Here is a 21,271-nt window from a genome sequence, read left to right as displayed (position 1 = left end):
AGTGCTCGAACTGACCCGGGCTTCAACGCGTTTCTAGCCATCGATATCGACGTCCCGTTAGAAGAGATGGACGCCGCGACCCAAAGCATCGAATTTGCACTCGCGAGCAACACTCTAGAGGCGTGGTTTTATCTTGGGTTTTCGAGAGGCCCGTATCGAAACGACAGAACTCATTCAACGTGGCTAAAAAGCAAACATCACGACAATGTGTCGAGCTTCGCGATGATTTGCGCATACAGATTTGGCGCACAGTACCATCCAGCATCTAGCATGGCATCAATATATTTGCGCGCTTCGTCTGCCGTGATCTCGTTCTCCTTGATGAGCGATAAGAGAAGGTAGGCTGTTCCGCGGGTTGGTATCTCCTCAGTCGCAGCCACATCACGGCCGTACTGTTCGTCCATCACTGCAGTGGCGTTGTGCTCTGCTGCGAGGACGAGTACTGCTACATCTACTTCGCTTAGATTCGGATTCCGTTGCAAGCGGGTAAAGAGGGTTGTCTCCTCCACCGAGACGACTTCGAACGTCCCCCTCTCCACCTGTTGTTCAATCCGCCGTGCATCCGGATACTCGTAGTCGAGTCCCGCCGTGACAACCTCATCATAGACGCGTTCCGGGATGAATCGTGGTGATTCAATCGCACTCAAGTGCGTCAGTGCAGCCGCCTTCCCAAGGTAAATCAATGGCGTCGCATCGAAGACCCACATTAGAGATCCTCGAGGTCGGCCTCGAGGTGGTCACCTGCAACCCACGTCACATTCCGGTCTTTGAGTAACTGTACGAAGTTCCAGACATTCATGTCAGCACGGTCGGCAGCCTCCATGACGGTTAGCTCGCCAGCTTGGAGCTGTTGGAGTGCCCGCTCGTGTCGCCACTCCTCTAGCCCTTCCGCGAGTAATTTTCGGACGCCAGTGCTTCGATCGAGTCTTTCATCTTCGAGGTACGCTTCGAGTTCCGCTTCGAGATCATCCGGTACACGCGCTGAAATCGTTCCCATGGTGTTTACTATGTATTCATAGTATACAACAGTTTGGGAGCGCCATACTACTAGTCATCCCTCATTGAAGTGTGAAATAGACAATAGGGCTTGTACATTAGTGCTAATCGAGGATTGAGCAGACAGTCTAATTGACTACCTCTACTCAATTGCTCGTGTGAAAGCCATAGTCTATGTAAAGATCAAATTTCATTTTCAGCCAACCATTCAGGTTGTGCAAATTTTTCCTGTTTGACTGATGTTCAAAGACGGTCCGCCCGCTCGCCGTCCAGTTCGGGCGGGCCGTTGTTCGTACCCTCCCGGTACGCCAGCGGGTTAGTCAGTCGGTTCCTGCGCTCGCGTTGCGTGCTCGGAACACGTCGGACTAACTCCGCTGGTCACTCGACCCACCCGAGACGGCGCGCGTGCTGGTTTCTATCCTTTCGATAGCGCGCTCGCTTTGCGCCCAGGGGCGCTCACGAAGGCGCAAGCGAGCGCGCGTAGGAGATGGACAGTCGGTACAGAGATGGTGTGTAGGAGTGAGTGTCGGAAAAGACTCGGTAGGAGACGCGCCTTCGATTCGGTGAAGAACCAATGAGTACTAAGCGCACTATCGGAGAAGTAGTTTCGGTCGGAGAACAGACAATCGTACAGGAAACCGAGGACGTCGAGGTCGGTACGGAGACACCCGAGTTGCGGCCGACAGTGGAGATGGAAATTCAGGGAACGGTCGACTATGCAAACGAGCGAACGACTGAGGATGGACGGTTGTTCGGCCAGACACTGGAAACGTACGAACGAATGCAAGCCCGTAAGTGGGAAATCGAACGGACGCGAGAACGATATGACAGAGACGAGAAATCGGTTCGGGAGGCAGGAAATCGGGCGATAGTTTCCCAGGGGAGTGTTGAGCGGCGTCGTGAACTCCAGAAGCGAGCAGCGAGTGTGAACCCATGGTGTGACCCGGATAAAACAGATCCTCGTGAGGAGCTGACCCAAGAGCAGTTGGCGGGGGTAAACCAGCAGTCGATGCGGATGGCGGCGAAATTAGGTGGCTGGTCGCGGGCAGCGATCAGTCGGCCGTTGGCAGAACGGGTCGCGGACGGGGTTGGATTGATGAGTGCGGTCGTCGGTGTATACGATGAGTTGCGAACGGCACCGGGACAAGTGATTTCGATCGCAGATGTACAGGATGTGAATCGGAACGAGGTGAGCATTCGAGGACGTGTTGAAACGTTGTGGAAGCCGTTACATCCGAAGATTCAGCAAGTCGGTCTCATCAAAGACGACACGGGGACAATTAAGTTCACCGTGTGGCGAGCGTCAGGAAAGACGATGGTTTGCGAAGGCGAGACGGTGGAATTGCGGTCAGTCGCACGGACCTGGTATGAGGGACGCGTGTCCGTAGCTGTGACCGGGTGGAGCACCGTATTCTTCCTTGAGCGTGGACAGTGGGGAAAATAGCCCCCTCTACGGAATTTTTTATTGCTGTGTTCTGAGTTAAACGACACTACCCTCGCTCTTTGAGGCGGGGAGCAGTCACTAATCCGCCGTTACTTTCTTACTATTATCGCTATTCTCTTCATTCTCAAGTGATGGTCGTGGCATCTGTTCTAACTCCCGTATCTCCGGGCTTTTTGCTACTCGCTTATACTGTCGTTTCCATGCCTCCTCTGGGAAGAGACCGTTTTCATCGAACAAATCGCGTGCTCGCTCCGATAGCTGGTAGAATTTATATGGATACCCACGGGTGCGCTCCCCAACGGGAATCTCCGCAACATCTACAACACCCACATCTTTTAAAACAGAGAGATGCCCTCTGATCGTGTCCTTCTCCAGACTCGAATTCATCTCGTCAAGTTCGTCTACACTCGGCGCGTCTTGTGGATGCCCGACGATATCGGCGATAATGTTTGCTCGGCTCTCATTCGTGACTGCTTGGAGGATGTGCCACGTGTCAGGTGAGCCGTCATCGGTTGGGTTCGGGTTCATGTGAGAAAATACGGGATCTATCCGCATAAACATTCGTATCTTTAACGCCACTCATTACAAGAGTAGACACACGACTTATTGAGCGACCAATGAGCAGTTTAAAGACATCCTTCTGAGTAGAAAATCGTATGAGCGATGAACTACCGGAGGGCACGGATTTTATAGATATGGAGGGATTAGCGTTCACACCGGAAGAACATGAACGTCTCAAATCACTCTTGCATGGGGAGAAATTCAAACAAATTGCGTACAGTGATCAACGATATCTAGTATTAGGTGCAGGAGGGACAGATGAGAAATCCAGTCGTCCATTGAGTATCTATGATATTCTCGGAAATCGTCCAAATTCAATCTCTTTTCGACTCGAGGATTTCGGATTAATTTCGGATGAAATCGCGCTGTGGGCAGCGGCATATGAGAATCTCTGTGAGACGGCAACCCATATCGTTCTCGTGATTGAGGATTATGAAGGCGACTATGTGTGGGAGATGGGATATCTGTATCACTCTACAATTAGAAAGAAGGTATGGGCTCTTCAACGGGATTACGGAAGTGAGAAAGAAAACAGGAAACGGTATAACAATGGAATGGCGGCATCTCACTTGCGTCTTTTATTGAATGCTGATCGAACGTTCCGGTGGGAAGATTCAAACGAACTTAAAGAAAAAACTGAAAACATTCCTTAAAGACATCTAGCTCTTGAATACCATTCGGTCCTTTGGATATTTCTAGTCGTGACATCCTCTCCGCCTTATACGGTGGGGCTTCCCACAAGTGCAGTCTTGTTGGTTTGGTAAATTTATCAGAATGCAGGCGCTAAGGACTCTGCCTCAAGAAGTAAGCAACGCAAACTTTCACGGAAAGAGCACGGTTCGGCAAACTACCGCGACCAACAAAGGACGGTCGCTCGGTGGTATCCCGGCAAAAAGCAGAAACGTTGGAACTTCCTGTGCAAGCTCTCAAACTACTACGCTCGGGAGTATGACCTCGTAATCGTCGAAGATCTCGACACAAAGGGGTTGCTGAAATTACCAAACAACAGCTGAAACCGCGCTGGAGCAGCGTGGGGGACGTTCCTCCGAGTGTTAGAATACAAGGATAAATCGCCTCGGGGCACTCTTCTTGCACTTCTGCAAACCGTGACTGTCCTGGACTTGAGGACGTTCCCTAGATTCGGTGGTTCGACCGAGCCATTATAATCGCCTATCCTAGTAGCGTGCATCCGAACCCGTTTCAGTGCATCTCATGACAGATAATTTAATAGAAGGCACCGCATAACAATACTGGATGTGGTCATTGGATAGATTGCGGGCGTCGGAGAACGCTTCATGAGCAACAATGTCTCTTCGACGCCCGAACACGATCAACCAACGCTGTGTCGCACGTCATACACGCTACACATGGTCGTGCTTGAACTGTGGGCACGACCATGCTCTCCCGAACAAACTCCAGATGAGAACGGGTTGCTTGTTGGTAAAAGCACCATCGACACTACGTCGATGGCGGCTACTTCGTGGCCCCGGTGGTTCGATTCCACCCCCGTTCGTCTCTCCTCTATACATTCCAATTTCTCATGTCTTGCTCTATTGTTCTCACGTGTGCCCCAGAGATAGACTTCGTGATCACCATCATACTCGAAAAACTGTTCCTCGCTCAAGTGGCTCACGTTAAACCGACTGCAGGTGGTTATTCATGTAAACAATACAGTTGTGTTCGTTTCGTCTCGTCGTAGCGTCACTCAAGAGTGATCTCTCTTGGACTGATCAATCGAAGCGATTGATCGGCTGTGAGGTGTCCGCTTCATCTTCGGTTGTTTACTATGAGCCCTGCACAGGTGAAGTGGTCAAATACAGTGTTGGTCGTTCCTATACCAACTCGGCAATAGCCTCCATTGTCGTCTTTTTATCTTTGTCAGTCATGCCGTCGACAAACCCGATACGAACTGCATCGACGCCTTCGAGCGCTGCATAGTCCTCAACCCAGGTGCGAACTTCTTCAGGGGTTCCTGCAGGCGCCAATTCATCAAGTAGTTCATCAGGGAGACGCGAGCTCATCGCATCGGTATCCCTGACTTCCCATGCAGACCGAATATCGGCAACAACATCGGGATAGCCTTGCTCGGCGACGGAGTTCCCATAATAGGGTCCGTACGCGCCAAGCAGAAATGCGATCGATCGCCGTGCGAGGTCTCGAGCGTGTTCGCGATCCTCCGATGCAATCCCACGAACGATCGGACTCACACGCACCTCGGATAGATTTCTCCCACCAAGTTCGGCACCTCGCTTGAGATCTTCACACCGCTCTATTAGCCCATCCTTCGTGAACAGCTGCGGTGCCCATCCGTCGCCGAATCGGCCAGCCATCTCGGTCGCCTTCGGACCGATCGTTGCCAGGTCGATCGGCGGCGGGTTCTTGGGTATGTCTCGTTCGTATCCGAGGCCTGCGATCTCGAAAATCTCACCCCCGTATGCAGGGTTTCCTTTTTCGTAGACCCCCCTGATGACCTCGATTACCTCTCGTGTCCGCCGCAGTGGCCGATCAAACGATTTGCCATGCCATCGTTCGGTTAGCGCAGGCGAACTCGGTCCAAGACCGAGTCGAAATCGGCCATCCGAGACATCGTGAAGTGTCAATGCCGTCTGGGCAATGAGTGCAGGCGATCGACCGTATGGCGAAATAACATCGTTTGAAATCCCAAGGATGTCCGTTCGATCAGCGATGAGCGTGAGAGCCGGAACGATATTCCAGCCTGTTGTCTCACCCATTGACAGACGATCAAAGCCCAATTTTTCTGCCTGAACAGCGCGAGACGCGACCTCTTGTGGTCGCTCATAATCTCCAAGTCGTACCAGTAGATCCAGTTCCGCATTCACGAATCTGTCCTCCACGTCGATTCCCGAGATGGTGATGTCATTTGTAATTCCGTGGTACGAACTCACATAAATCCCCTCCTGGGAATGTTTTATGTACTCATCAAATCCGTGAACTCAAGTTGCTTTCCTTGAGAGTTTCCCTTTCCGTGCAAGAACCCATTTGACGACTGGTGTGATCCCACCGCCGAGAATTTTTTTGCCCCCGAGAGGTGCGGGGCGTTCCAGAATGAGCGTTTCGATAAGTAGTGATATCGATGGCAATCAGAGACATCTACGAAGACGGGTTCGACGATGAATTGAACGAGGCAGGTACCCCCTGCCCTGAATGTAACGGCCGGGTTAGTACGAACTCTCTAGAGACGGTGTGTGAGAACTGTGGTCTTGTCCTGTTTGAGGATCGTATCGATCGCGGTCCAGAGTGGTTCGATGATGAACAAAAGACACGCATCCGAACAGGAAGCCCGCTAACACCGACGCTTCACGACTATGGGCTAACAACCGAAATCTATGGCCACACGGACGCTACGGGGCGGACGATTTCTCCATCGAAACAACGGCAGGTTTCTAGACTTCAAACCCACCATCGGCGTGCGAGTTGGGGATCAAAAGAAAATCGAAACCTCGGTCACGGCTTCAGTGAGATTCGTCGTCTCGTGAGTGCACTTTCGCTATCATCCAGGGTTCGCGATCGCACCTGTACTCTCTTTAAAACAGCACAGACCAACAACCTTCTTCGTGGCCGGTCGATTGAGTCGGTTGCATCGGCATGTGTTTATGCAACGATCCGCTGTCTTGGATTGCCGCGGACACTGCCAGAGATCATTGAGTATTCGAAAGACAGTGAGGCGACGATCCGTGGTGTATATCGTGTTCTGAATACTGAACTCGATCTTCCTACACAACCGCCACAGCCGAGTGGCTACGTCGCACAGATCGCATCGTCGCTTGCCATCCCACGTCTCGTCGAATCCCGTGCTAAGCACCTCTCGAGATGGGTATCGGAGGCGGAATTCGTCATCGGGTGTAACCCAACAGGTGTCGCGGCAGCGTGTCTGGCTGTCGCAGCCGCCGAGCACGGTGTTCCGGTCCTCCAGACTGACTTGGCAGATGCGGCGAGTGTTTCAACTCGGACGGTGCGTGTCCAGCGAAATCGGATTCAAGACGAACTTGAGAGGACAGAATCGGTCCAATGAAGCATCTCTTGCGGTTGTTTGTGAAACTACCACGATGTATCATCGTTGCTGAGTGTCGCCACTGTGGAACTGTGGTAGGAGAAGAAGCCACTGTGTGTTCGAATTGTGGGCACGACGGGATCGCCGTCTATCGACTCGAGTAACCGGTCGCATTCAGTGAAGTCCTTTGACCGCGGTATTTCCTTGTCGACCGCACGACGATTTTTCCACCCCTGACGGGTGCGGGGCACCTCCTGTGTGCCTCGTGGAGATAGAATGTCCAGTCACGATCACGTCCTTTCGCACCTGACGTATAGCAAGCGAATCGCAAAACGTGCCCAGTACGAAGCCTTCGAGTTCACTCTTGATCCGGTGGGTGTGCTCGTTCGAAATGCGAGCCACGCGAACCCAGCAGACCACGAATATCGTGTTACCATCCGCGATGGGGTTCCCACTGCCTGTGAGTGTCCTGCGGACGCCCACTACGAGGGTGCGTGCAAACACCGCGTTGGTGTCGCTATTTCGATCAATCAATACCGTCGTATGCTGATTCGGGGTAGTCGGTTTAGATTTCATGTTTTTGGATTCTCTTTGAACCACCCCTCCCGAACCACTCTGCGGTCGGCAGCCACAACCTCTCGATGATTGGTGTACACTCCTGTCATACCTTGCGTGATTTCTCCACGAAAGGAATATTTGAATCCTAAATCAATTTCAAATTACTCTAATTATTTTTGTCTTCACTCCTGATCTTCCAAATTCTCAATTTCTTTTTAAATATCATTGCAAATCCCAAATATGGATATAAATACCCTGGCTCGGTGCTCGTAGTATCGCTATCGTGGGAGAATATGGCATGGGCGTACAGAGGTAAAACAGCCGCTCGAATGCCATGATCTCCCCACTAGCGTGGAGAGCAAATGCAAAACAAGACTTCACTCGAACCTGAAACGAACTACACTAAATCACCACATCAGATCCCCAAATCGCGGCACAATGGAATACAAACACTTGGTCGTCTCCTCATAGGGATGGCCGTCTTATTCGTCTTCACCAATCCCGTTTCAGCCCAACAGACCATTGGTTCCGATCTTTGTGGCACGCCGCTTGCAAGGACGATCAACTTCGCCGCACCCCTCGCTGTCGGTATTACGATGATCGCATCGTCTATTCTCGCATACGTGCTTCACAACGCCGCGGCCTTCCCAAAAGATCCACAATCGGTCCAATCCATCAAGGCCTGGCGTAATCGCGCAGTGTATGCGGCTGTTACAACTCCCCTCTTTGCCTTCGTTCTCGATCTGCTCATTCGATCGACAGGCGTTGGCCTCGCTGGGTGTGTGGACATCGTTCCATTTTTCTGACGACAAATGGTGACGAATCACATTCAGTCAGTCACGGTGGCTGTACTCATCGTCCTGCTAGTTACCACCATCACGAGTATCCCAAGCCACGCTCAAGTTCCGCCAAATGGCTCTTCAACAACAACGGTACCGGTGAATTCGACGACCACACCGGGAAATTCAACGAAAACAACATCCGGAGTATGGCCAACTGGCTCCGAACCTCTCTCGAATTCGACCGCGGCGTTCGATGGGACATGTACTGGACTAGGTGTCATCAGCGGTCGAATGTGTAATGGCATTCTCGGTGCAATCAAGGAAGTAGCAAAACAGTTCCTCGATTTCGCACGCGGAGCCGCAGAGTGGGCGATCAGTGTTCTCGTCAGTCGCCCCGTTCCAACCCGTCATGGAGAGATGGAACTCGTTGACCGGCCGACGAACGCGCCGATGGATACTGTCTATGACTTGTGGTTCTCTCTCGGACTGCCAGCAGGAATTGCGGTATGGGCATTGACAATGTTGCTCTTGCGTGCAAGTGTCTTTCTGCCCTCGGGAACGGTCTCCGCACAGCGAGCCCGGAGTCTCGCGCTAAAGGGCTGGTTCCTGCTCTTTTTCATTCTCGGATCCTGGATCTGGTGTGCGTTCGTTCTGCACCTCGCAACCGGACTCACCCTCATGTTCGCACCGTCTGGAGAGCAAATCTTCGCCAGCTTCGATCGTATCGTCGATAGTGCGACTGCAGCAGGTCTCGCTGGCCTCCTACTATGGCTCTCATCGGGTGTCTTATTCCTCTTCGTCGCCTGCGTATTCGGCCTCTCGTGGCTTGCTGTATACGTGCTGATTCCGGCGATGCCGGTATTCATCGCGTTGTCACTCCCCGCGATGTGGGTTTTCCGTCCCCTTGCATCGGTCGGTGAACGCCTACAAGGGCTGTTCGTCCCCTGTGCGTTCATCCCGTTTCCAGCGGCAGTTATCCTCGGTGTCGGATATCCCGTCGTCAACGCCATCGCCGATTCGCTTGACGGTGGCCTGTCGAGCTTTGCGGGTGTAGATTCGTTCACCTACATCATCCTCGTGTTTCTGTTGTGGCTCTGTGCAGCGCTATCACCGCTCTTCTTGTTCGTCGGCAATCGACGAATGCGGTCACTTTCGGCTCTCACAGCAGGTGCACTCGGTGCTGCTTCTGGCATGGCTGTTGCCTCCCGGTCGGGCACGCTCACGGACCGACTACGTCGCTCGCAAGCAAGCCAGACGGCTTCGCCATCGAATGCCGGAGTCGGTCGTGTCGATCCGATCGCTGGCTCGCCGTTTAAACGGAGCAGAGATGACGGTGGATTCGGCGGAACAACCATCGCAGGCGAACTTGAAGCAGCGACAAGTTCGACGTTTGGATCGCTTTCTACAACTGATTCGGGATGCACGACTGATGCTGGTCATGGCCGACAAAGTACGGGTTCAACACACAGTGGAGACAGTAGTGCACAGAGAACGGATCCAACCACATACGATACTGTCCCTTCGGATGTAACCGTCACAAAGGTATCGGATCGGTCTGCGCTATCGAAAGAACGGTACGATGCTGGCTATTTCGATAGCCGTGGAAAATACCAGTCACTTAGTCAAGGTCCATCGAACACTGGGTGGCTAATCGATGAGGGTACACTGAATCGTATAGCGAAAAGAAAACCTGATAAAACGATTTTGCTGTACGATCAAGCAAAATCAGAAGTATTCGATGCTCGAGATCTAGTAAAACAGGGCGACTATCGGAAAGGACGATACGAACAGGAACATAGAAACACCCTTCGAAAAATTGAAGAAACTCGGGGAACATGAAAGTTCGAATTCCGGGTTTTTCCTTGATTGATGGTGGGTCTGGTCGAAATTCCGAAACTCGCTTAGTTGACCAAGTGGGTGAACGAGATAACTTCACGTGCCAAATCTGTGGAGTAGTCACGAAACCTATGGGTAATGTAGGTTATATGATGCACCCTCTCGACCAATCTCATGATGTCGAAGACAGGGTAGAGAATCACTTCACTGTATGTTTAGACTGCTTTGAATGGAAGGACAAGCAAAGCGTATACCATGAAGTCAGTAAAGCAAGCAGGCTAAAGAACGCCAAACCAGGATTCACGCTTCTCTACGCTCACCGACTGCTTAGAGAGTGCATTGAGAAGACTCGTCTGTTCGTCCACACTGGTCGATTCCTGTTCGTCCGACGAATGTTCGCGGTGGTTGTTGGATTGGTCATCTTCTTCGGAATCGTAATAACTCTCATCGCAATTGTCGGTACACTCTTGCTCGGACTGGATTCCGGGCAACACTGGGTACTGATGGCTCTGCGGGAAACGGATGGACTACTTCGCACCCTTAGCAGGAACTTGGTGGCGCTCGCTGTACTCGGTGGCGTCGGCTATTTTGCCCACATTCGAGAACGCGAACAGGCACACAAACGCCACATCAAACGCCGTCATCGACGAGGAACGACAACAGAATCCGTTACTCACGAGCGACCTCGCTGGCAATTTGTTGTCGGGTTCTCCCTGCTCGGATGGGTTGGTGCACTCGACTGGACACTGATTCAGACCGGCCGATTTCCCGCGGGATCGCTAATCGGTGCGCTCGTTCTCTGGAGTGTTGGTGCTCTCGGTAGCGTGATTTTCCTTCGAAGCGCGCTTCGGGAAGACCGCGACATTGTTGGCTTTGCTGTTTGGACGACAGGGTGGGTGTTCACCAGTCGATACTCGTTCTGTCTGGCGTTCATCGGTGCCCTTCTGACGCTTTTAGATATCCCGCTCGTCGGGTTCGAAGCGGATCTCTCAATGCTCCTGTGGATCCCGCCAACGATAGGTGGAATGTATGCGCTTCGACGCATCGTCGAACGCCGAACGGGGTGGGAACCGCGTACAGCAATAATGTGGCTTCGAACGACTCTCAGTGCTCGCTTCACGCAAAATCGAATCGACTCAGAACCAGATCGCGGTCACGACGACAAACATCCATGACTCGAAACACACCACGACGCAGAATCCTTGATACGTTCGGTGCAAACGACGAAATCACAGGTATCGACATCGATTACAGTCTGGCAGATTTGAAACTGTTTCTGCCTTCGACTGCCATTGCACTCTGCTGGTTTCTCCTCTTCGCTCTCCAAGACGGACTCTTTACGACCGTCGTTGGACTTGCAGGTAGTCTCGTCATCCTCGGTGGAACTGCACTCATCGTGTTCATCTCACCATCCCACATGACTCCACAAACGTGGCTCTCACAGATTGCTTCCTTCGTCCGTCGTCCGAAACTCCTGACCCTGTTCAGTACACGACCGATGGAGCAAACCGGTCCGCTCACGCATATCAAGCGATTCCATCCCCAGACGGAGACTCTCGAACGCCTCGATGGAGCTCTCGTCACCGGTGTCCGAATCGATCCCGCGAATTTGACCCTGGCGACAAAAACAGAGTGGAATGCGGCGGCCGATGCGCTTGGCAACGCGCTAAATACATTGGATTTTGAACTTCAAATCCGATCTTCTGCCCGTCGTGTTGATCCCAGTCGGCTCATCGCTGGTTACACAGATCGTATCGATGACCCCGATGTCCGGTCAAACGCAACCCTACAGAATCTCATCGAGAGCTACCAGTCTCGGCTTCCACACGAGTTTCAAGCCCGCGGGACGAGCATCCGTGAGTACCAGATTCTCATTCCGGTAACCATCCCAGAAGTTCAACTCGCAGAATACGGCATATTCAGTAAACTCGCTAGTCTTCCGTACCTCGGCAATCTGTTCATGATGGTCGGTGCAGGGAGCACGCGGTTGACTCCCGCTGAAATCAGAACAGCTCAACAGACAATCCTTGCTGGCCGACTGCATGCCGTTCAAGATGCTATTCGTGGAATTGAAACGTGCCATGCCGAACCAGTTTCGACAGACATACTTGCGGAGTGGATCGAAGCATTCTGGACTGGTACTCACACAGAGTACGGAACCGCAGAAAGCCGTGTCCGTACAATGCCAATTGTAACGGTTCAAACAACACTAAACGCGGATACTTTCACTAAGCATGACACCGAGTCGGATGAATCGACTCGAGAAACGCCGAATCTCACACACTACTAATTCATGTCCTTGTTTACCACCCTGAAAGAGACGTTCACCGGAAAATCCGACGAACCAGAAACGACGTATCCACTCGGCAACGGTAGCGAACACCATGCCCGTCTTGTCGCTCCGTCGAGTGCGCGACTCACCGCTGAAGCGACACAAGCAGGCGATCGGTGGTTGAAGACACTTGTCGTCATCGACTGGCCGGATACGGCCGACCCAGGACTATTAGAGACGATAACGACCCATCCGAGTGCGGATGTCGATCTCTCGATCCATGCAAGTCCTCGCCCGACTGAACGCGGCATCAAGGAGTTTGAAGACGCGATTCGCGATCTCCAGACGGTTCGTCTCGGAAAGGAGAAAAACGGGGACCCTTCAATTGGTATCACTGACCGCCGAATCCGTGATCACGAGGACGTTCTCTTCCAACTGACCGATGGCTCCCAGTCGGTGTTCGATGTTGCGACCTATATCACGGTGCGTGGTGAGACAAATCAAGCGGTCGAGCGAACGTGCCAGCGCATCGCTACTGACCTCGCAAAACGCCAACTGACGGTGAAATCTGTCGATTACATTCAAACGGATGGACTCATCAGTGGCAGTCCGATCGCTGAAGACGCTGTCAGTTATGCTCTTCCGAGCGCACGAACACCGATGCTCGGTGGTGCATTGGGTGCCGCATTCCCGTTCTCTACGACAACTGTACTCGAACCGACCGGTATTCAATATGGCTATCACGCGACGACCAGTGCACCAGTTGTCGTTGACCGGTGGAAACGACCCAACGGGTACAACGTTCTTGCAGCCGCGAAAATAGGCTCTGGAAAATCCGTGAGCGCCAAACTTCTAAGCCTTCGTGAAATCGCAAACGATCCGGACACCATCCTCATCATGATCGACCCGCTTGAAGGGTTTCGCTCACTTGCGGATGCCCTCGATGCCGATCGAATCGTGGTCGGTGGCACACGGCAGTTGAATCCGATGGAAATCAAAGAAACACCCGCTCATGTCTTGGAATCGACCGACGATCTTGACCCATACGCACAACGATTATCGAGTATCATGGGATTCTTTGAGACGTATTTTGCGCATGTCGATACGAGTGGTGACGGACTCGATACGAATTCCCGTGCCGTCTTGAGTCATGCTGTCCAAGAAGCCTATGAGTGGTGCGGCATCACGCGTGAACCGCACACGCACGGGGAGAAAAGTCCAACTGTCCAGGATGTCTTTCACATCCTTGGTCAGATGGCCGAAGACGCAGGTTCGTTTCTCGAACATGAAGATGAGGAAACTGTACCAACCGCAGTTGAGGTGGAAAAATGGGAAGACAAGGCGGCTGATCTTCGTATCGGGATGCGGCCGTTCATGGGCGACGGCGAGTATGCGAATCTCGCCGGTCGGTCAGACATAGACTTTCGTGGCTCCAAGGTTACTTATTTAGACCTCCAGCAGAGCGAAGCTGACCGAGAAATTGCCTTGATGATGCAACTTTTGTTCGACGCTGTTTACGAGCGCACGAAGCAAACGGACAAACGCGTCATTCTCGTCATCGACGAGGCACATTATCTGATGCAAAATGCAGGCTCGCTTGACTGGTTGGAGCGTGCATATCGACACTCTCGCCATCACGATTTAAGCATTCATCTCGTCACCCAGGAGTTGAGCGACTTCTTCGTCCATGAAAAGGCCGAAGTACTTGCCAAGGAATCGTCGATCAAACTGCTTCATCGCTTGCCCGGTCTTTCCGATGCAAATCGCAAGCGATTGGGGCTGAACGAACGCGAAGCCGAGTTTTGCCGACAGGCGAAACCCGGAACTCGTGAGCGAGGATATAGTCATGCGCTCGTCTGTCTTGAAGACAAAGGAAATTATCCAGTGAAAGTGACTGGATTACCCGAAGAGATGGGGATTGTGGATCCTAGGGATTGATATCCTCATCATCCCGAGAGACGAGGGTTTGTGATCGTATTTCGAGTTCAATTGTCCTTTTTTCGCAAAAAAATTGGTCCAGGATCGTATGCAATGAGATTAAAATAGTGGTCGCCACGAACCCAGTCGACTCCGATAAACATGAGTGAGATCAAACCACCAATAGCCGCGATGCCAAGAAGTAGTTGAATACTAGTCTCGTACGGTGACATGCTATTCCAGATTGGGAATACAGCTATCAGTATAAATAACAGCCCGAGAAGAAAGTCAGCAGCTCCGATGAATTGATTCCATGTGATTAACCCGATTCCTCTTCCGGTACCGCCAATCGCGAACAGAACTCCTGCACAGCCAGTGGTCAAGAGTATAAATGTCGCACTGGTTATTGAAAATACCGGAACACTGGATATCACAACGATGGCGAGTTGAACGACAATGAGGAAGGTTCCGAGTACCAGAAACCAGCGACGTTTCATATGGTCTCTAATTTTTGAATACTTAAAGTAACTCTGATTATTTTCAATAATAAAAACAAGGTAAATAATTCTAGTGGTTACGTAGATTCGAGGAGAAAGCCTCGCCCTTTAGGGCGGAGAGGATGTCAACAATGGTAGAAATGACATACCCATGGTTTCAGCATTCGGTAGGGTGGTGCTGTCTTCCTCAATGTACTAACTGAGTAAAGGGGAAGAAACTGTTCGAGCAGGCGTATTGCCTCCGAAAACGTATGATAACCTGCTCAGAAACTCCCATTTCAGATTGCCGAACGATTATCGTCAGTCTATTTTCTAATATTTAGATACTGGCACGATAGCGTAGTGGGATTGAGAATCTATACCTACGTTCTTTTCGACACTCTGATTAAACAGTATTGTTCAGGACAACATATGGTGATAAAAGATGGTTCTGACTCCCCGTTTTCTGTGTGTTCTGGCTGTAATAAAGTCGTCGTACATCTCGGTGCACATACTTGTCCGGAGACCCCAGATATGGTTCAAGGAGCTACTCCAAAGTTGAATGAACGTATTGATCGTGCAACTACTGATAAACGCTCTGAGACTGACACTGTTGTTGTTCTGCGAAGCAATAGCGCCTATGCGTATCACGAACGCGGTGAGGCAGTTTCACTTTGCCACTTAGTTCCCGAAAGCTCAAATTGGATGGAAATCACGCGTGAAAAAGCAAAGAATCGTGGCCTCCAACCGTGCGGAAAATGTCGACAAAGAATATAATATCTAAGATCTCAAAATAATACTTTGGAACGATGAAAACCGATAGATTGTATCCTCTAATATGTCTCTCTCCGCCCTCCCTATTCTATTGGTAATTCTGGGACAATAGGACAAGGGATCGTAGTAGATAGTCTACTACTTAAATCCCGATAGTGTCGGGTATTTCTCTATGTGCCTTTGATGAACTAAATATCAAATAAGTCGAATTAAATACGCTAATATCTTATATCATAAGTAAAAATTATCATACATAGATTTTATTATTTAGTACTATTTTTCAAGTAGGGTGCTATTGTTCCGGATGCTCATGATGAGATCAACCTCACCGATCTTGAGGAGGGGGAGACGACGCCGGTCGAACGGCCGTTGAGCGACGAATGACCAGGCCAGATTGTTTTGTCCCCAGAGACGTTGTTTTATGCCCTAAATGATACAACCGATGTGATGGTTTCTTGACAGAACACCCAACATGGATTGAAATGCAATATCAAGAAATATCGAACGACACTACATCATTCGATTCGCAAAGGGGACATCGATGTTCGGTAGATTCAAGCGTCGTTCCACAGTGGCGACATTCATGAATGACGCTCTTATCCCCAGAGAACCATCGCCATACAATGATATGGAACGGCATATTGGCTTCTCTTTCTGATGTACTATCTTAAAAACGCTGGCCTCTTTTCAGTTATTTTTAAATTGATGCGATATTTGATTAGATCTGAAATTCATGCTTTTGGTACTCTTCGGTTCGAAGAGCATCGAAATTTCAGCAGCCATACCAGCTATATGGTGAATTCGGTGTAAGGGTCGTCTTTGTGACTCCTCCCCGCCCTAAAGGGCGGGGCTTCCTGTTTCGATGACGCGCTTTGCAGACACCGAATCGGTGTCCGTAGGGAGCGCAGTCTCCGCAAGCGTTGATTCGGGACAGCCCATCCCTACCTCTTCGAGACCGCGAGCGAGAATGTTCCACCCCGCGTTTGCGTCTCTATCCACTTCGAACCCGCACGATGCACCGAGTGCCAGAAGTTAGTATACTATACTAACCGAGAACTACCAATCAAAAACGTGGGAGGGACTACAGAGATCAAGCAGGGATCGGAAAATCACGCTACAAAGCTATTACTTGTTCTTAACCAGAGCAGATTCGCCAACTCGTACAAATCACATGCTTTACCATCACTGGGTCATCTCAATTCCAAAATGGAACGAGGAAACATCACTCCTCTGAAAATCGATCTCGTACCTGCTGCTAAACCAATACTCTAGATCCAACCACATGTGACTGCCATGACTCGACGAGTTTGCCAGTTTATGCCCGGCTCAGTTCCACACAGTATGTCGAACAGGCAGTCATACTGATGCCGATGACCATCTTGAGCCTCGCGTTACATTCGCCCAGCCGTAGTATCGTTGCACCCCACTGCGCTCCAAAGCTGTGAGAGATTCCCCCTAGGGAACAGGGTGGCGACCGAGTGTTTGTCTCCATACCAACTGCCACGAGAATTTTGACGACACGGTACAGTGATGGCTATATGGCTGATAAATTGCTTATTTACGGATCGTACGGCTATACCGGGGCATTGATCGCTAAAACAGCGGTCGACAAGGGAGTGTCACCAGTGCTGGCTGGTCGACGAGCCGAAGCAGCTGAGGCGCAAGCGACCGAACTCGGACTTGATCACCAGACGTTTAGTCTGGAACATCCAGCGATCATCGAGCAGTCTGTAGGCGAATTCGATGCCGTATTGAACTGTGCCGGACCGTTCTCGTCGACGGCAACGCCGCTACTCGATGCATGTCTGGAGACCGGAACAGACTATCTCGACATTACAGGCGAGATCGACGTTCTCGAAGCAATCGCTGAGCGGAATGACGACGCCGTCAAGGCAGGGGCGACGCTCCTTCCAGCAGTCGGCTTCGATGTCGTCCCCACAGACTGCCTTGCGGTCTATCTTGCCGATCAGGTCAATAACCCTACTCGCTTACGCCTTGCACTCGACAGCATGCAGACATTCTCCCCAGGTACAGGGAAGTCAATAGTTGAGGAGCTGCATCGACCGGGTGCAGTCCGCGAGAATGGTAAGATAAGAGACGTTCCACCGGCGTGGCAGACTCGTGAGTTTGCGTTTGACGGGGTTCTTAAAAAAGCCGTCACAGTGCCGTGGGGTGATGTTTCAACCGCTTTCTATGCGACGAATATTCCGAACATCGAAACGTATGCGACAATTCCTGAGTATGCTCTCGAGGTGATGAAGCACTCGGGGAGATTTACACAGATTCTCGGATCAAGACCAGTTCAAGACGTATTAAAGATTCTGATCGATACTGTGGTCTCTGGCCCGACTGCAGCACAGCGTGAACAAAATGTGACGCGGATTGTTGGAGAAGTCGAAACTGATGCCGGTGAACAGGCGAGTGCACACTTACAGACGCCCGATACATATGATCTGACCGCAGAGACTGCCGTCGAATCAGCTCGCCGTGTCCTTGACAACGAAACAAATCCAGGCTTCCTAACACCCGGTGAAGCGTTCGGTCCGGATTATGTACTCACATTTGCGGGCGTGGAACGCCGAGATATCAACGTACCCGATTGAAGACAAATATATCAAATGGTAGAGTTTTATGAACGGGTCGGACTGTTTCGGAGACGCCGGAGTTCGGGACTGTATAAGCGGCTGGTTGCAATCATCATTCTTAGTACTGATAACTTAATACAAGCGGCGTTATGATCTCAGGAGTCTTCTGATGGTGTTTCCGTTGATTGCGATTTTCGCGGCAGTCGCATCCTGGTACGAAATGAAAGACGGCGAACACCGTTACCTTCCGTAATCACTGGTGTAATCATCTCGAACATAGATTGGCAAACCGGGGTGGCCATGGCTCTTCGGTTTTCGTATTCATGGAAGAAACAGAAATGGTTTGACAATGCTCTGAGAATCGAATACACAGACCGTGAGTGACCAACCAACTACAGAAAGTTTTCACCGCGAGACACTCGGTCTGCTCATCGGTTTTTTTGTGCTTTCGACGGCGGCTGCAGCCTATGAGATCGCTCCAGCAAGCGTCTTGCCGGTGATTCAAGAATCACTCGAACTCAAGGCGAGTACAGCAGGGTGGCTCGTCAGCATTATGTACGCGACTGCGGTTGTCACCAGCGTCCCTGCTGGCATCGCCATCGACCGCTTTTCGGTGCGTCGGGTGATTATCTTCGGCACCGTCGCACTTGTTGTCGCGGGAGTCTGGGGCTGGTATGCGGCCACTGCCGGTGCGTTTCTCTGGCTGCTCGTCTCGCGTGTGCTCGGCGGTATCGCGTATGTCATCTTCTGGAACGCGGGTGCGAACGTCGTTGGAAGCGCCGTTGCACCGCGCCAGCGGGCGACCGCCGTCGGGGTGTTTACCGCAAGCGCACCCGTTGGATTCGCACTCGGCCAATTCGGCAGTCCCCTCATTGCAACTGTTGCTGGGTGGCCTGCAATCTTCCCACTGTATGCCGCCATGGGCGTCGTCGGTGTCACTATTTTCTTGTTTGCAACCCATCATCACGTTCCGGGAGTTGATGCCTCTTCACCGGATCGCGCAGAGCTACGCGAAATGTTCACTAATCAGGCGGTCTGGACCGTCTGCGTGCTCTGCTTTCTCGCCTACTCGCTGTATCTCTTTGTCAACACGTGGTTGCCGAGCTACTTAGTCAGCGGATTCGACATCTCGCTTGCAGCGAGCGGCCTGCTGACCGCCCTGTTCCCGGCGATTGGAGCAATTGGACGGTCGAGTAGTGGTGTCATCTCTGACCGCGTTTTCAGCGGGAAACGTCGCCCCGTTGTCGTGTCGTCGTTCGTCGTTGCCACACCTGCAGTCGTCGCCTTCGCATTTATTTCCCGACTTGGGCTCGTTGGCGGGGCGGTGGTCGTCGTCGGCTTCGCTATCCAGCTCGTTACTGGACTGCTCTTTTCGTATATCGCTGAACTCGTGCCGGCGACGGTGCAGACGACGGCTGTTTCATTGCTAACGAGCGTCGGTCTACTGGGTGCGTTTGCTGCACCGCTCGCCGCCGGCACCATCATCGACCGCGCAGGCTACGGCCCGGCGTTTTTCGTCGCCGGTGGGGTCGCCCTCATTGGTGTCCTCTTAGCGCTACGCGCACCCGAGCCCACCTAAGTGCGTGTCTTCTAATAGTAGTTGATAGGGTTGGTCTGACGGCTACCAGAGTGGTTTCAGCAAGCATGCTAAATGTCGGGTACATTGGTCAGAGCACAATTGATTCCACCCTCCGCGTCGCTTACAACCGACCAGTCCGGGCGTGAAACCTCATGGGGACACTGTACTGGTGGTCTCCGAGGTTCTCATGACTCTGATTGAGGATCAGATCTTCGGATAGGCTTGTCTATTTTCAGTGATTGCAAGGGTGAGAGCACCTTTTAGTACCGCCTGAGTACCTAATTCACTCAACTGTATTTCGGGAGTTTCAACAAGAATAGCCTCACTAAGTCTCGATTTGACAGGCTCGACTACGTGATCGGGATTATTGAGTGCAACAGCACCCCCGATACTGATAACTGAAGGATCGTATGCGTGAACGATATTCGCAATACCAGCAGTATTCAGATGTGCGAGACGATCAATAACACGGTCTGCAAACGCATCTGTTCCACCGTGTTCAAACAGATCCTCTGCAGTAAACTCGGGGGTTTCGATTGAGAGCGCTGTTTCGACGGGGTCTTTATTATAAAGGGCATTAGCGAAGCGTGGGATGCTATTCCCTGAGCAATACGCTTCCCAGTGGCCAGTTCTCCCACAACTGCATTCCATAAACCCATCAATATCGATTGTCGTATGCCCCATCTCCCCAGCATTACCACCTTGGCCCGAAAATGCTGTTCCGTTGGCTATTATTCCCACACCGATTCCGGAAGAAATTGTGAGATAGACGAGATTGTCGACTGACGGGTGCTCATAGGACCATTCACCAAGAGCACCCGCAACAGTATCATTACACAAGTGAACGCTAGTAGTATGTAACAGCCGTGAGAGCGGCTCAACGAGTGGGATTGACCCAATCTCGGTCGAGATGTTTGTTGGAATCTCAATCGAACGGGCAGTTGAATCCATTGTACCCATTGACCCGATTCCAGCCCCTGCAATGGCTGTCAAGGGAACGTCCGCGTCATTGCAGGCTTGTTTTACCACTTGTAAAACTGAATCTGTGATCGCTCTTCCCGTCGGTCCACCTGGGGTTGAGTCTCGTGCGCTGCCGATTATTGTCGCTGTTTCGTCACCGACAATAGCGCGAACGTTGGTTGCGCCCAGGTCGACGCCCACATAGTACATTACCGCTAGTCACAAATCCACACCACTTTATTATAGAATCACTAAGTAGTTCCCTCGCTCATTTTTGAATGGTGTCTTGTTGAGAATTCTTCGTGAAGTTTTAGCTCTTTAGGTGAGATGGATAGTCGACATAATGGGCATCTGTTCTACAAATAATTCGTAAGTTCGAGTTTCCGGCAGTGACCGCCCGGTGGGTAGCAAATACGGATGAGGTGAAACGACAGCCAGTCCATCTTTAAACAGCGAGGGAATCCCGGCCTTGAGGCCGGGCGGGAATCGCGTAAACTCCACTACACAACCGCCTCAATC

The 21,271-nt window shown here is 51.5% G+C and carries 17 protein-coding genes and 3 pseudogenes; 13 read left to right on the top strand and 7 right to left on the bottom strand.

The genetic code is table 11. The features are described 5' to 3' along the window. Window positions 1–197: 197 nt before the first annotated feature. Window positions 198–707: a DUF3368 domain-containing protein gene (locus ACGYLY_RS24265; protein ID WP_395285325.1), complete on the bottom strand. Its 510-nt coding sequence runs from the start codon at window positions 705–707 to the stop codon at window positions 198–200. Further along, window positions 707–997, bottom strand: coding sequence for a hypothetical protein (locus ACGYLY_RS24260; RefSeq protein WP_395285324.1), 291 nt, complete (start codon window positions 995–997; stop codon window positions 707–709). The genes ACGYLY_RS24265 and ACGYLY_RS24260 overlap by 1 nt, the downstream gene beginning before the upstream one ends. 573 nt (window positions 998–1,570) lie before the next feature. Between ACGYLY_RS24260 and ACGYLY_RS24255 the strand changes: the two genes are divergently transcribed. Further along, window positions 1,571–2,440 (top strand): DNA-binding protein, encoded by an 870-nt coding sequence (locus ACGYLY_RS24255; protein WP_395285323.1) that lies wholly within the window; start codon window positions 1,571–1,573, stop codon window positions 2,438–2,440. A gap of 78 nt (window positions 2,441–2,518) precedes the next feature. Here the strand turns inward: ACGYLY_RS24255 and ACGYLY_RS24250 are convergent, their stop codons facing one another. After that, window positions 2,519–2,968 carry an ArsR family transcriptional regulator gene (locus ACGYLY_RS24250; RefSeq protein ID WP_395285322.1) on the bottom strand — a complete coding sequence of 150 codons (450 nt, stop codon included), beginning with the start codon at window positions 2,966–2,968 and terminating at the stop codon, window positions 2,519–2,521. A gap of 128 nt (window positions 2,969–3,096) precedes the next feature. Here ACGYLY_RS24250 and ACGYLY_RS24245 point away from each other — a divergent pair, with 128 nt between their 5' ends. Further along, a complete protein-coding gene (locus ACGYLY_RS24245; protein WP_395285321.1) occupies window positions 3,097–3,654 on the top strand; it encodes a hypothetical protein in 558 nt (185 codons plus the stop codon). 156 nt (window positions 3,655–3,810) lie between these two features. Continuing rightward, a pseudogene (locus ACGYLY_RS24240) lies at window positions 3,811–4,011 on the top strand (transposase); the annotation flags it as partial. A gap of 822 nt (window positions 4,012–4,833) precedes the next feature. On the opposite strand, the gene ACGYLY_RS24235 reads toward ACGYLY_RS24240, so the two are convergent. Continuing rightward, the gene (locus ACGYLY_RS24235) at window positions 4,834–5,841 is read right to left on the bottom strand and encodes a TIGR04024 family LLM class F420-dependent oxidoreductase (RefSeq protein ID WP_395285417.1); all 1,008 of its coding nucleotides are present in this window, start codon (window positions 5,839–5,841) and stop codon (window positions 4,834–4,836) included. Window positions 5,842–6,095: 254 nt separating this feature from the next. Here ACGYLY_RS24235 and ACGYLY_RS24230 point away from each other — a divergent pair, with 254 nt between their 5' ends. The 8 genes and pseudogenes from ACGYLY_RS24230 (at window position 6,096) to ACGYLY_RS24195 (ending at window position 14,399) form a co-directional block, all read left to right on the top strand. Next, window positions 6,096–7,034, top strand: coding sequence for a transcription initiation factor IIB family protein (locus ACGYLY_RS24230; protein WP_395285320.1), 939 nt, complete (start codon window positions 6,096–6,098; stop codon window positions 7,032–7,034). After that, a complete protein-coding gene (locus tag ACGYLY_RS24225; protein ID WP_395285319.1) occupies window positions 7,031–7,177 on the top strand; it encodes a zinc-ribbon domain-containing protein in 147 nt (48 codons plus the stop codon). Before ACGYLY_RS24230 ends, ACGYLY_RS24225 begins: the two co-directional genes overlap by 4 nt. Window positions 7,178–7,289: 112 nt before the next feature. Further along, window positions 7,290–7,535 (top strand): annotated as a pseudogene (locus ACGYLY_RS24220) (SWIM zinc finger family protein); the annotation flags it as partial. Between the two features lie 398 nt (window positions 7,536–7,933). Beyond that, entirely contained in the window at window positions 7,934–8,377 is a 444-nt protein-coding gene (locus ACGYLY_RS24215; protein WP_395285318.1) for a hypothetical protein, read from the top strand. Window positions 8,378–8,644: 267 nt separating this feature from the next. Next, window positions 8,645–10,192 carry a hypothetical protein gene (locus tag ACGYLY_RS24210; protein WP_395285317.1) on the top strand — a complete coding sequence of 516 codons (1,548 nt, stop codon included), beginning with the start codon at window positions 8,645–8,647 and terminating at the stop codon, window positions 10,190–10,192. Further along, the gene (locus ACGYLY_RS24205) at window positions 10,189–11,364 is read left to right on the top strand and encodes a hypothetical protein (protein ID WP_395291289.1); all 1,176 of its coding nucleotides are present in this window, start codon (window positions 10,189–10,191) and stop codon (window positions 11,362–11,364) included. Before ACGYLY_RS24210 ends, ACGYLY_RS24205 begins: the two co-directional genes overlap by 4 nt. Next, on the top strand, window positions 11,361–12,479 hold the full coding sequence (locus tag ACGYLY_RS24200) for a hypothetical protein (protein WP_395285315.1): 1,119 nt from the start codon (window positions 11,361–11,363) through the stop codon (window positions 12,477–12,479). Before ACGYLY_RS24205 ends, ACGYLY_RS24200 begins: the two co-directional genes overlap by 4 nt. 3 nt (window positions 12,480–12,482) lie before the next feature. Next, window positions 12,483–14,399, top strand: a complete 1,917-nt coding sequence (locus ACGYLY_RS24195) for a VirB4 family type IV secretion system protein (RefSeq protein ID WP_395285314.1) — start codon at window positions 12,483–12,485, stop codon at window positions 14,397–14,399. 47 nt (window positions 14,400–14,446) lie between these two features. Here the strand turns inward: ACGYLY_RS24195 and ACGYLY_RS24190 are convergent, their stop codons facing one another. Beyond that, window positions 14,447–14,875: a hypothetical protein gene (locus ACGYLY_RS24190; protein WP_395285313.1), complete on the bottom strand. Its 429-nt coding sequence runs from the start codon at window positions 14,873–14,875 to the stop codon at window positions 14,447–14,449. A 1,590-nt stretch (window positions 14,876–16,465) separates the two neighbouring features. After that, window positions 16,466–16,642, bottom strand: a pseudogene (locus ACGYLY_RS24185) (RNA-guided endonuclease TnpB family protein); the annotation flags it as partial. A gap of 524 nt (window positions 16,643–17,166) precedes the next feature. Between ACGYLY_RS24185 and ACGYLY_RS24180 the strand changes: the two are divergent. Then, window positions 17,167–18,231 (top strand): saccharopine dehydrogenase family protein, encoded by a 1,065-nt coding sequence (locus ACGYLY_RS24180; protein ID WP_395285312.1) that lies wholly within the window; start codon window positions 17,167–17,169, stop codon window positions 18,229–18,231. A gap of 358 nt (window positions 18,232–18,589) precedes the next feature. Next, entirely contained in the window at window positions 18,590–19,792 is a 1,203-nt protein-coding gene (locus ACGYLY_RS24175; RefSeq protein WP_395285311.1) for a nitrate/nitrite transporter, read from the top strand. A 204-nt stretch (window positions 19,793–19,996) separates the two neighbouring features. Here ACGYLY_RS24175 and ACGYLY_RS24170 read toward each other — a convergent pair whose 3' ends face one another. Next, window positions 19,997–20,962, bottom strand: coding sequence for an ROK family protein (locus ACGYLY_RS24170; protein WP_395285310.1), 966 nt, complete (start codon window positions 20,960–20,962; stop codon window positions 19,997–19,999). Window positions 20,963–21,271: the final 309 nt, after the last annotated feature.

It is taken from the genome of Haladaptatus sp. CMAA 1909 (assembly GCF_043952005.1).
In the GTDB taxonomy this organism is placed as follows: domain Archaea; phylum Halobacteriota; class Halobacteria; order Halobacteriales; family Haladaptataceae; genus Haladaptatus.
The sequence above is the reverse complement of the archived record's forward strand: the minus strand, read 5'-3'. Positions and strand labels throughout refer to the sequence as shown.